Raw genomic sequence first — 13,369 nt, forward strand, 5'->3', positions numbered from 1 at the left:
GAAATTAAAAAAGGGCCAAGGAGCAATGGAGGGAAGCGCATGGAGGCATTTACGAGAGACCAGTGTCAAGTATTAAGACAAATGGATGAGGTGTTTGATGGTTTTATACCGTGGCTTGCGGGTCAGTATGATGCCACCACGGGAGGTTTTTATTACGCTAGCAGTGCGATTCATGATGCTCGGTTTACCCCCGATATTGAATCCACCGCTCAAGCGCTTAATATACTCGTTCGTAATAATCTTCACCAAATGTTGCCTGAACATATACGTCTTAAAATGATGCACTTCTTTCAACAGAAGCAAGACCCTCAAACGGGCTATTTTTTTGACGAGAATCCAAACATGAAAAAAGACGAAGTGATGGTACATCGCGCCCTAAATTATGCACTGGGGGCATTACGAAAGTTGAAGAGTAAACCTTTGTTTCCCTTGCCGATGCAAGCAAATGCAGCACCAGATTACGTTCGTTCCCCTGCCTCTTATGTGCAGAAGTGGCAAAGTATAGACATGAGCAACAGTTGGAGAGGGTGTGATTTACTAGCCACATCTTGTACCTATATGAGCCAAATGAGCGAGACAGAGCGTGCCCCATTTCTGGCCGAAGCGATCCGCTTTCTAGAAAGCATTCAGGACCCTGAAACAGGATTGTGGGGGGAAGGTGAGTTATACGTTCGGATCTCTGGGACGTTTAAGCTCCATACCTTCTATCACCGTTTTCAAATTCCGATGCCGAACAAAGATCGCATCTATCAAAGTATCTTACATTGTTTGAGAACGGAAGAAGCGAAGGACATGTGCTATGTACGTAATCCGATTGATTTGCTTGCCTATTTACAGGTAGACATACCGCCTGATGAATGGCTGGAGATATTAGAGAGAACTTATCAAAATATGCAGAAACTAAAGCGACAAGACGGTGGCTTTTCCAGGGAAATAAAAAATTCACCCTCCGCGCCTAATGTCGCTCAAGTCAAAGAAGGGGAGCGCTATCCTGACATGCCTGAACCCGTTCATCTCAGTCTGGGTGTATATGAGGGTGATATGAATGCCAGTACACAAGCCACTCTAATCCGACAACAGTGTTATCGCTTATCTGGTTTGCCCGTAACCCCTTTAATAGGTGCGGACAATTTCTTTAAATATCTATCATGAGAGAAGTGTGAGTCTTGAAATGTCTACGACTGACCAAGGATAAAAGCTTATCGGAACAAGCATGGGTGACATTAGCTAATCATGCGATGTATCAGTTTGGTCATGCATTGTCACTCATCTTTATTAATTTGTACTTGTGGCGACTCACTAACGATGTGTACATTAATGCATTATATAACTTAATTGCACTGTTAACTCAAGCCGTGGCCACAATCTGTATGGGTAAAATGGCGAAGCAAAAGGATCGACTTATTGTATACCGCTACGGCATTTGTTTAACGGCTGTCTTTTACCTTTGTATAGTTATGGCGCAGGAAAATATCGTGTCTTATTATGCTTTCTTTGCCTTGTTGAAGGGAGTAGCACAGGCCTGCTACTGGTTGGGGTATTTTACCTTAGTGTACGATTTTTCAACGAATCGTAACCGGCATCGTTACTTAGGTTGGAATCAGATCATCATGGGGACAGCGAACTTAATCGCACCTGCGTTAGCGGGGATCGTGATCAGTACTTATCAAGGATTAAGTGGGTACATCTTGGTCTTTACAATCGCATTTTTCATGTTTCTACTTGCCACACTAGGCAGCTTAAGAATGAAGCAGATACGTACCCATCACAAGACATACTATATGTCTTATTTGCCGCAGATGCTTCATAGAAAGCCCCAATTCTCTAAAACATTGCTCGGCTGGCTGATCGTAGGGTTCCCACAAGGCATTTTAATGTTTATTCCGCCCATCTTGCTCTTTAACATTGTCCAACAGGAGCATATCGTTGGCTATCTCAATGTGTGCTTTTTAAGCTTATCGATCGTCTCCAGTTATCTCATTTCACGCATAGCCAATTTGGAGTCAACGCTGTTTTATTTATGTCTATCAACTTTTGGTTTTATATCCTCATCGTTATGGCTACTGTGGGATATAGCGTTGTGGACGGTTGTGCTGTTTATGGCTACCCATGCCCTCTTTAAACCGCTTCAAGCAAATACGTATGCGGCCTATTATTTTAAATGGATTGAATGGCTTCCCCTTAGACAACATTTCAAGGTCGAATCGGTCGTACTGAGAGAATCGATTATCAACTTAGGAAGGGCGATGGGGATTGTACTCTTTATGTTTATCGTCAGGGACTCAACCACTATGTTGCCAGTGGTGATCGTGGCCGTTATGGGGCTACAGATGATCATTCCTATTTTAGTGAAAAATGCTAGTGAGGAGGGTGAAGATGAATACCAGATTAAATCAACAAAGACATCGATCTAAACCTCGATCTAACGCGTCAGTGTGGCAGGCCGATCTAGGGGATGGTCATTATCGCAACCCCATTATACACGCTGATTACTCAGACCCTGATGTGATTAGAGTCGGGGAAGACTTTTATATGGTGGCTTCTAGCTTTAATATGTCGCCATGTTTGCCCGTTCTTCACTCAAAAGATTTGGTGAACTGGCGTTTGATTAATAACGTGTCTGAAACGATGCCCTTTGCTAAGTATGATTTACCGCGCCATGGAGAAGGGGTGTGGGCTCCAAGCATTCGCTTTCATGAGGGGTTATTCTGGGTGTTTTTTGCCACGCCAGATGAAGGTGTCTTCATGAGTACCACAGATGATCCGTTTGGCTTGTGGTCCCCTTTACAACTCGTCAAAGCATGTAAAGGTTGGATCGATCCCTGTCCTTTTTGGGATGATGATGGGCAGGCTTACCTTGTCCACGCTTTTGCCAAAAGTCGCGCAGGAATTAAAAGCAAGCTACAAATCTGCAGCATGAAACCGGATGGAACCGCATTACTTGACGAAGGGATATATGTCTTTGATGGGCATGATCACCACCCTACCATTGAGGGACCCAAGCTATACAAACATAACGGGCTCTATTACATTTTTGCACCTGCCGGAGGCGTCACAACAGGCTGGCAAACGGTGCTGAGGTCGAAAAGCATTGATGGACCGTACGAGGACGGGGTTGTGCTACACCAGGGCCATTCCAACACGAATGGTCCGCACCAAGGGGCATGGGTCATGCTTGAGTCAGGAGAATCTTGGTTTGTCCATTTTCAGGATAAAGGGGCCTATGGGCGTATTACACACCTCCAACCGATGCGATGGGAGAACGATTGGCCAGTCATAGGGCAACGCACGAATAAGCAAGAGATAGGAGAACCCGTTGAACGTTGGAAAAAGCCGAGTGTAGGAGAAGAAGCCATCGACAATCCTTCATTTATGTCTATTGACACGAGTGATGATTTTAAGGCAACCACGCTAGGACGACAATGGCAATGGCGAGCCAATGTCAAAAAGGAGTGGTACACACTAACAGAGCAACGTCTACGCTTATATGCCTACCCACAACCGCAAGGGATCAGTACACTCTATGATACGCCTCAGATCCTAACTCAGAAGTTTCCAGCCCCTGCGTTTACAGCAACAGCTTCAATCTCATTTTATCCTCAGGATGATCAAGATTATGCTGGGTTGATGATCTGTGGTCAATCCTACGCCAGTATCATGGTACGTCAGCTCGGTAACGGGGTGCAATTGCTCATATGTGAAGGCGCTGGGGGACACCCCGGTGAAAAAGTAGTTGAATCACAACGAGTCATCGCCCATGTCAACTCATTCACGTTTTACTTACGTGTAAAGGTCGATGATCAGGCTCGATGTCATTTTAGTTATAGTTTAGACGATCAAGCATACAAGCTTGTCGATCAACCTTTTAGGGCAACGCCCGGAAAATGGGTCGGTGCGCAACTGGGGATGTTTGCTTTGAGCAAATTGAACGTTCCCCGTTCTGGATATGCTGATGTCCATTGGTTTAAAGTGAGCAAATCTTAATTCGAAATTCGATGTGTGTATGACATAGACAGTCAGTATGGCTAAGAAAAATTGATAGTCAATGAGAAGAGGTGCAGTAGAGTGATGACACAATCAATGAATCACGAGGAGACATTCGAAAATCCCATTATACCAGGCTTTTATCCTGATCCCTCAATATGTCGAGTGGGAGAAGACTATTACTTAGTAACATCTACATTCCACTATTTTCCCGGTGTGCCCATCTTTCACAGCAAAGATTTAGTAAACTGGCGCCAAATAGGACATGTCCTAGATCGCCCGTCACAACTTAATCTTGATGGAACCCCTAGTTCAAGAGGGATATATGCGCCCACGATTCGGTATCATCAAGGCGTTTTCTATATGATCACCACTTTTGTTGAGAGTAAGAAAGGGGCTCGCCGCAATTTTTATGTCACGGCTGAAAATCCTGCTGGTCCGTGGTCCGACCCAAATTGGCTAGAAGATGCGCCGGGTATAGATCCTTCTCTCTTCTTCGATGATGATGGCCGCGTATATATGACAGCCAACCGCGTGCCACCATCAGGGCGAGAATACCCAAAGCATATGGAAATATGGCTACAGGAACTAGATATCGAGAAGAAACAGTTAATAGGACCAAAGTATAGCTTGTGGGATGGCGCGTTAAAGCAAATTCACGCCCAAGAAGCCCCACACCTGTATAAAATCGAGGGTCAGTATTATCTTATGATTGCCGAAGGTGGGACCGGCTTTACGCATTCTGTTACGATCGCCCGTAGTGAATCCATAACGGGTCCTTATGAAAATTGTAAAATGAACCCTATTCTGACTCACCGACATTTGGGGAGAGACTATCCTATTACCTCTGTCGGTCATGCTGATATTGTCCAAACGCAAAATGGAGAATGGTGGATAGTTTGTCTAGCGACACGTCCGTACGGAGGGGAGTATAGAAATTTAGGCAGAGAGAGTTTTCTAGTGCCTTTTAGATGGGAAAACGGTTGGCCCGTCGTGAATCCTGGGAAAGGAATCGTGGAAATGACGACAAAGCGTCCTCATTTAAAGTCATTCCCGTGGCCGACACGTCCAGCTTGTGATCATTTTGACACCCCCCAATTGGATATGGCATGGAATTTTATCCGTACGCCAAGAGATCATTTTTGGTCCTTAACTGAACGTCCAGGACACTTACGTTTACGTCTGAAGCCCGAGCGCATGACAGAAATCTGTAACCCTAGCTTTGTTGGACGCCGTCAACAGCATATGACATTTGCTGCTAGAACAATGATGGTGTTTGACCCCCAGAATGAATGGGAGACAGCAGGGCTCGTTCTATTACAAGACCATGATTTTCAATACCGTATGGAGAGCGCCTTACACGAGTCAAAGAATATCATCCGTCTGATTAAAAGAGAGCATGGAGAGGAAGAAGTCATTGCAACCCAAGAGATAGCAGGTCAACGGTTGTATTTGAAAGTAGAGGCCGCCGGACAAGATTATCATTTTTACTATGCACGACATGCTGAAGAGTGGCAAGTATTAGCTGAGTATATGGATGGAAGACTGTTGAGCACTGATGTCGCTGGCGGTTTTGTTGGGGCTTATATCGGGTTGTTTGCCAGTAGCCAGGGTCACGACAGTTTGAATGTCGCTGATTTCGACTGGTTTGAATATATAGGGGTGCCTCAACAATAAATATATGAAAATTAAAACCATTTTTAACAACGTTGTTATGTAGAGGCACCGCCTAACCAAACAGTTTAAATTCTTTTATTACTTTACAAAGGGGGGATGAAACGGGGTAGTGAGATGACTTCATAGATTGGCAGAATAATATATTGAGAGAGGTGATCGATTTGAGGTTGAGATTAACATTTTATCCCTTTTTATTAGTCTTGATCCTGTTTTTGACCACTGTCCAACCGTCTAATATGCAGGCCAAAGATCCAAGTACTTTCATTAAAAGCGTTGCTGATCAAACCAATGTATATGAGGCAGAGGACGCAACGGGGGAGGGCATCATAGTCGATGATAAGCACCCTGGATATACGGGGACCGGCTTCATCGATTTTGTTCCCAACGCACCTGGTGGATATATCGAATGGCAGGTTGAAGTCCCTGAGGACGGAGCGTTTACTCTAGCGTTTCGCTACGCCCACGGTAAACCGGATAACCGCTACGCTGAAGTAAGTGTTAACGGCGAAGTGGTCACGCCTGAACTCGATTTTCATTCTACAGGTGATTTTATTAATTATGAATATGTACACACCACGGCGCAATTACAAGCAGGGGATAACACTGTCCGTTTGACAGCACTGGCCCCAGAAGGTGGCGCAAACCTCGACCACCTGTACGTCTATCAACCGTTTGATGAAACCTATGAAGCGGAAGAGGCCACCGGGGAGGGCATCATAGTAGATAATAAGCACCCTGGTTATACAGGAACAGGTTTTGTTGATTATGTGCCTAATGCACCGGGGGGATACATCGAGTGGACGGTGGATATCCCATCAGAAGGTGAATATACACTTGAATTCCGCTATGCGCATGGAGGGACAGATAATAGGAAGAAAGACATTAGGGTGAATGATGAAATGGTGATCAATGACCTTGATTTTACCCCTACCGGTGACTGGACACAGTGGCACACATCTGCAACACAGGTGGCTTTACCCGCAGGAGAAGTGCTGATTAGAGCCACGGGTGTTGAGAGTAATGGTGGTGCCAATATTGATCACCTTAGGATACACAATTTATTGGATGAAAACGAAGAACCCGTGCAGATGGAAATGGTCGAGTTATCCGAGATTGTCAGTGGTCTAGAGCTAAAGAAGCTAGAGTCTCTAGGTTTGATTGCACCAGAAGTACGAGATGAGAACCGTCCACTGACCCGCTTAGCGTTCATGGCCATGGTCAATGAAGCGTTCGGTTATGTTGATAATGAGACCTTTGTCGGGATTGAAACACAAGACAGCATTTGGGAAGTGGCCGAACAGGAGTGGTATGCCTATGTTCTAAAAGCGGCCCAGGAAGCAGGATATATGCGGAGTGACGACGGTCAAATCCAGCCGTTTGACCATATGAGCAGGCTCGATACGGCTATAGCCATATCTTATCTACTAGATTTAGAACCAAACCCAAACGCGGCTAAGAGATTCCAAGATGTGGATGACATGCCCGATAAGAGTAAAGGGGCGATAGGGGCCGCTGCCTCTAAAGGGTATATGAGAGCACTTGCTAGTGGTAAGTTTGGCGTAAGTGAGCCTCTGACGTACACAGAAGCAGAAGCGTTAATCGAGCGAATCTCACCGACAGAGACACAAGAAGCGCGTGTGGTCAGTGCCGATGTTGTCGCGGACAATATCGTGCTCGTGACGCTCAATACGACATTTGAAGACGTTGATTTTAATGATGTTGCACTACAGATTCCGGCCGGAAGCTGGGACACATTAACACCAACACTGAAGACATTTGCTGCAAGTAAGGTAGCGCAAGCCCAGAACATGTTTGGCCATACAGTGTTAGTCTATGAAACGGTGCACCCTTTAGGAGAGAACGCCACTTATTCGGAATCGGATGATACCACATTTACAGGCGATCTAGAGGATGCCATTCGTCGAGCAGAGAGATATGTGTCATGGCAGATGGATCATGGCGGCTGGACGAAGGGAATGGATTATAGTCGTATGTGGGATGGATCGGAGAGAAAATCTAATCAACTCGGACCTGATGGTGAAACCGAACTAGGCACCATTGATAACGATGCCACAATAAGGGAAATGAGATTGATTGCTGAGGTTTATCGTGAAACGGGAGATGAAGTGTTCAAAGAAAGTGTACAAAAGGGCTTAGACTTCTTACTGACCATGCAGTATCCAACAGGGGGATGGCCTCAAGTTTATCCGCAACGAGGAGAAGAAGGAAGCTCGGTGTATTACTCTAACTACGTCACATTTAATGACGATGCTATGATCAATGTGTTGAACCTGATTGACGATATCTTACAAAAACGCTATCCGTTTGATGAAGATATTATCGATCCACAGTACTATGACAGACTACAGGCTGCTGAGGAAAAGGGGATTGACTATATTCTCAATTCGCAAATTGAAGTGGATGGGGTCTTAACAGCGTGGTGTGCGCAGCATGACCCTGACACATATGAACCCCAAGGCGCTCGTTCCTATGAGCATCCGTCTATTTCAGGTTCTGAATCCGTGGGGATAGTCAGCTATCTTATGTCTAGACCGAACCAAACTGAAGAAATCACAGAAGCCATACAAGGAGCCTTAACTTGGTTTGATGAAGTCAAATTAGAAGGTATCCGCTATGTGAGTGCAGATCCTAACGGAGAATATTTTGTCGAGGACCCCAATGCTGTTACTTGGTACAGATTTTACGACATTGGGACCAACCTGCCCATCTTCTCAGGTCGTGATGGTGTGATTAAGCGAGACATCAGAGAAATTGAGCAGGAACGCAGAGATGGGTATTCGTGGGGCGGGAATTATGCTGAGCAGTTATTAGAAGTGGCTCAAACAACAGGGTACTTTGAAAACAAAGTATACGCCTCCGTTGTTCATAACGCCTCAACGAATACTGAAGGGCAAGCATTAGTTGTGGGCGATCGACAACAGGTAAAGGAGCAGAGGCCAAAAATGGAAGCGTTACCAAATACTTTAACGGTGAGCAAAGACGGGACAGGTGATTATACAACGGTACAAGAGGCTATTGATGCAGTGCCATCCAATAACACCCAACCCGTTGAGATTCACATCAGTAACGGTATATATGAAGAAGTGGTCACGGTGCCTGCGGACAAACCCTATATATCAATTATCGGGGAAAGTGCCGAAGACACAGTCATCACTTATGATAATTACGCAGGCAAAGAAAGACCTAACGGTGGGACGTATGGGACGAGTGGTAGTGCCAGTGTGTTTTTAAGAGCGAGTGATTTTACTGCTAAGGATATCACCTTTGAGAATGCTTTTGATCGCACGCTCGATGTCTCCGGTAAACAAGCCGTCGCTGTGTATGCTAGTGGAGAAAGAATGGCATTTTATAACACGAGATTCCTTGGCCATCAAGATACGCTGTTCGTGCACAGTGGGAGTCAGTATTTTTATCAAAGCTATATTGAAGGGGACGTTGACTTCATCTTTGGTGGTGCGAGAGCGGTCTTTGAAGAGTGTACGATCTTCTCTCTAGATCGCGGATCAGACTCAAATAACGGTTATGTCACGGCCGCAAGTACCTTAATCACACAACCTTATGGATTATTATTTTTGAACAGCCGTTTTGAAAGTGATGCGCCTGCTGGGACCGTTTACCTAGGAAGACCGTGGCACCCGAGTGGTAACCCTGATGCTATTGGTAGTGTGGTTATCATGAACAGTTATCTCGGGGAGCACATCAAAGAAGTGCCATGGACCGATATGTCTGGTTTCTCATGGGAGGATGCCAGATTTTATGAATATCAAAACGAGGGGCCCGGGGCAGTTTTAAACGATTCAAGAGCACAATTGTCAGATGAAGAAGCGGCAGCATTAACCGTTGAGACTGTACTCGACGGCTGGCAGCCTAAACAATAATCCAAAAGCCCACAGTGATCAAAACTGTGGGCTTTCCTACTGTAGGCTTTACTACATCTACTCTGCCTTTTTAAATGAACGGTATTTACCCGGCGTGGTGCCCTCGTGTTTACGGAAAGAACGAATAAAGTTTTGAGAGTTGTTATACCTTAATTTTTCCGAAATCTCTTTAACGGACATAGTCGTTTCTAGTAACCATTTTTTCGCCATATTGATACGATATAGGCTGAGATATTCACTAAATGATAGGTTCGTTTCTTTACGAAAAATACTGCTTAGATAGTTAGGATTATAATGTAGTCTCGTTGCGATAGATTCTAGAGTGATATCCGTATCAAACTCTTGCTGTACAATGTGAATGATATTATCGGATAAGTTTTTGTATTGAGACGCTGTACGCTCTTCGATCTTTTGAATGAGGGGGTAGATAATCACATGTTTGAACCACCTCTCGATGTCCGCTTGTGTTTTTAATTCGTAAAGTTGATCAAACATTGATTTCTTATAATCAACTTCTAGGAAATCGACACCTAAGGTTTGCATAAGCTCAATGAGATCAGTCAGAAACCTAAAGATAGAGATGAGATAATACGTATGGTTTCCGTCTTTGGCAAAGATGGTATTTAATAGATGATGGAGTGACTCATCCACCTTGGGTTTATCCCCAACCTTTATCGCATCAAAAATATCGTTCTCTATGTGTTTGGGAAAGAAAGTATGGAACGTAGTCCCTCGGTCTAGATTTTCAAAGAAAATAATAGATTCCGTGCCAGATTTAAGTCTATACTTTAATGCCTCCAACCCTTCCTTATAGGCGTGCTTCGTTGCATGCAATTGTTCATAAGGTAAGCTAATTCCCACACTTACGGGAATATCAAGAGATTGTTTAACTTTCTTTTGAATATCTTGTGCTAAACCGTTAATAAAACGTGTATACAACTCTTCTGTCTCATGTTGACTTTGGATGACCGTTACTTGTGTATGGTTCATGACAATGGGTGTCATTCTCTGCTCACGTGGGATAAGGTCTTCGACCATGGTATTGACGGCAAACAGTAACAGGTCACGATCCTTGTCCTCGTATGCCGTATGATCTAGGGTGTCTATTTGGAGGGTGAAAACACATAGTCTTTTCCATTCCTTTTGAAAACGAAAAGAATTCAGTTTAGACTCAATTTCATCTGGACTCACATGGCCGTGTAATAGTTTCACCATAAAAAACTGCTTTAACTGCGTCACTTGTCCTTTTAGGCTTTCTTCTAATTTATCGTGACGGTCTAACATGTGTTGGATTTGACTTTCTATCAATTCGAACTCATTATGATGCTTGTGGTTAGCATGCTGTTTAAAATCCGTCCTTTGATTAAATGTTTGAGTGATCATGTTTTGTAGTTGACGAACGGGCTTGTATATCCGACGTGACCCCACAAGGGAGATCGTCAGAGAGAGTGTGAGCAGGAGGACACAGATCAAAAAGGTGAACCAACCGATTGAACTCGATTCTTTATTAAGGTCACTAATCTTAATCACCGAAAGGTATGTCCATTGATTGAAATCAGATTGCCGAAAAGTGACTTTGTAATCGGTTTCATTTAATGTGATATTAAATTGTCCTTCACTTAAACCGCTCTCTTTTAATCTCGTCAATTCGTGATTGGACATATCGCGGCCAATAAATTCAGGGTCACTGTGCGCAATCACTTGAAATGTCTCATCTAGTATCATGATTTTTTCTGAATCTAAGGGATGGGACATAAGACTCGTAAGTTTGCAAACAGGGATTTTAGCCACAATAACACCCGTTTTTGTGGTACTTCGTAAGGGTAATTGTTTCACCAGATTAATATAGTAGGCGCAAGCGTCTGTGACGTAGGGATTGAACAAAACGTTATCTTTTTCTTCCAGCACCCATGCCGATCTTGTGGGTAAAGACAAATAATTGGAGGTGATCGTGTCGTATTGGTCGTCAGTTAATCGTGTCAGCCCATTATTATTAATAAGCCAACCGCTCTCTAAACTCACCAGTAAAATATCGGTGATGCCCGTATCGAAAGTTTGGAGATGGTTGAGTTCTTTTTTAATCTGATTGTACTGTTGAAACTGATAAAGTGTTAACGGTTGGTGTAACGTTTCTGTTAAGAATGAAGAAGTCACAAAGTAATTAAAAGAATGGTTGACTGTTTTCAGTAATTGCTCCACATTCGTTTGAATCTGGTAAACGCTCTGTTCTTTTTCTTTAGCAACATTGAACTGGATGACCTCAGCTGACTTCATATAAGAGAATAAACCGACAATAATAACGGGGACCGTGCCTAATATAATCGCAAAAGTGATAATCTTAGTGTAGTAATGATTAAATTTTTTTATCATACCCTTCTCCTCACATGTCCAGAAATGTCACAACGCTACAGGGAAAATTGTCAGATGATGTTCTACTTGTCTTAAACATAAATTTAACAGAATATTCAAAACTAGTCCATCTTATCTTTCTATCACATGCATATTCAAACACTTATCTCTATCGTAATTGAAGATAATATTAGAGCACCTAATCGCATTACTCACATAAGGATTATAGATGTTATGTGATAAGCTATTTATCATTTACTGTAGGGAAAGGGTCATTAAAATAGTTGGATCAAGTCGTTGATGAAAGGAGGGATTGAATGTCTCAGATGAGGGTGTTTTTGGCTGGTGATTCAACGATGTCACATTACGACCAATCTGTAGCACCTAGAGCCGGGTGGGGGCAAATGTTACACGCATTCCTGTCAGATGAAGTCGACGTGGTCAATGAAGCAGCATCAGGTAGAAGCTCTAAGAGTTTTATACATGAGGGTAGATTAGAACGGATAGCCAAGCGTATACGAAGTGAAGATTACTTGTTTATCCAATTCGGACACAATGACCAAAAAGATGATGAAAGGCATACAGAGCCTTATGGTTCTTATCAGTCATACCTCAAGCAGTATATAGATTTGGCGAGGGACAAGGGTGCTTATCCCGTTCTTTTGACCTCCATCCATCGCAGAAAATTTGATTCAGAAGGCAAGATTGTAGATACCCATGGTCATTACCTTATCGCTATGAGAGAACTGGCTAGCCAATGCCAAGTCCCACTCATTGATATGGCTGCGAGTAGTCAAGCTTTATTTGAATCCCTTGGACCGGATGGAACAAAGGACATCTTTCTATGGCTCGAGCCGGGGGTCCATCCCCACTATACAGAAGGGGTTCAAGATAACACGCATTTTTCTGAACATGGCGCAAAAGAAATGGCAAGACTCGCTGTCATGGATCTCGTAACATTGTCGTTTCCCTTGGCACAGAACGTTGTGAAGGACGCTTTACTTAGGAGATAATCATAAAATACATGACAGTGTATTCAAATATGTTAGGAGGAGATCATATGGGCCGTATCGGTCAATGGGAAAATGCAGAACCTGGGGTGAAGCGTAAGATCCTTAATGCAAATAAAGGCTTAATGATGATGGAAGTTCATTTTGAAAAAGGGGCCCAAGGTTATAAGCACCAGCATGTTCACGAACAGATGAGCTACTGTTTAAAGGGTAAGATAGCCTTCACGATCGATGGTGAGGAAACGGTCATCTCCGAAGGGGAAACTTTATACATCCCAAGTGATGCTGTACATGGTGTTATCGCTTTAGAAGAATCGGCGTTACTAGATACTTTTACCCCTATCAGAGAAGACTTGTTAGAGGAAGAGTAGATGTAGCCAATAACAACGTTGTTATTTTAAGGGCGTTCATTTATAATAGAGTCATACACATGAAGGTAAGTGGAGCGAT

The 13,369-nt window shown here is 43.6% G+C and carries 8 protein-coding genes; 7 read left to right on the forward strand and 1 reads right to left on the reverse strand.

The genetic code is table 11. The features are described from left to right. Positions 1–39 precede the first annotated feature (39 nt). The 5 genes from JKM87_RS00170 (at position 40) to pelA (ending at position 9,560) form a co-directional block, all read left to right on the forward strand. A complete protein-coding gene (locus JKM87_RS00170) occupies positions 40–1,152 on the forward strand; it encodes a prenyltransferase/squalene oxidase repeat-containing protein (protein WP_202076561.1) in 1,113 nt (370 codons plus the stop codon). Positions 1,153–1,166: 14 nt separating this feature from the next. Next, positions 1,167–2,414: an MFS transporter gene (locus tag JKM87_RS00175; RefSeq protein ID WP_236838482.1), complete on the forward strand. Its 1,248-nt coding sequence runs from the start codon at positions 1,167–1,169 to the stop codon at positions 2,412–2,414. Beyond that, positions 2,377–3,984 carry a glycoside hydrolase family 43 protein gene (locus JKM87_RS00180; RefSeq protein WP_202076562.1) on the forward strand — a complete coding sequence of 536 codons (1,608 nt, stop codon included), beginning with the start codon at positions 2,377–2,379 and terminating at the stop codon, positions 3,982–3,984. The genes JKM87_RS00175 and JKM87_RS00180 overlap by 38 nt, the downstream gene beginning before the upstream one ends. Positions 3,985–4,068: 84 nt before the next feature. Next, complete coding sequence (locus JKM87_RS00185) at positions 4,069–5,661, forward strand: glycoside hydrolase family 43 protein (protein WP_236838532.1); 1,593 nt, start codon at positions 4,069–4,071, stop codon at positions 5,659–5,661. 161 nt (positions 5,662–5,822) lie between these two features. Continuing rightward, complete coding sequence (pelA, locus tag JKM87_RS00190) at positions 5,823–9,560, forward strand: pectate lyase (RefSeq protein WP_202076567.1); 3,738 nt, start codon at positions 5,823–5,825, stop codon at positions 9,558–9,560. Between the two features lie 57 nt (positions 9,561–9,617). Here the strand turns inward: pelA and JKM87_RS00195 are convergent, their stop codons facing one another. Further along, entirely contained in the window at positions 9,618–11,930 is a 2,313-nt protein-coding gene (locus JKM87_RS00195; RefSeq protein WP_202076575.1) for a helix-turn-helix domain-containing protein, read from the reverse strand. A gap of 296 nt (positions 11,931–12,226) precedes the next feature. Between JKM87_RS00195 and JKM87_RS00200 the strand changes: the two genes are divergently transcribed. Beyond that, positions 12,227–12,922, forward strand: a complete 696-nt coding sequence (locus JKM87_RS00200; RefSeq protein WP_202076576.1) for a rhamnogalacturonan acetylesterase — start codon at positions 12,227–12,229, stop codon at positions 12,920–12,922. 47 nt (positions 12,923–12,969) lie between these two features. Beyond that, the gene (locus tag JKM87_RS00205) at positions 12,970–13,290 is read left to right on the forward strand and encodes a cupin domain-containing protein (protein WP_202076577.1); all 321 of its coding nucleotides are present in this window, start codon (positions 12,970–12,972) and stop codon (positions 13,288–13,290) included. Positions 13,291–13,369: the final 79 nt, after the last annotated feature.

This window comes from Caldalkalibacillus salinus (assembly GCF_016745835.1).
Classification (GTDB): domain Bacteria; phylum Bacillota; class Bacilli; order Caldalkalibacillales; family JCM-10596; genus Caldalkalibacillus_A; species Caldalkalibacillus_A salinus.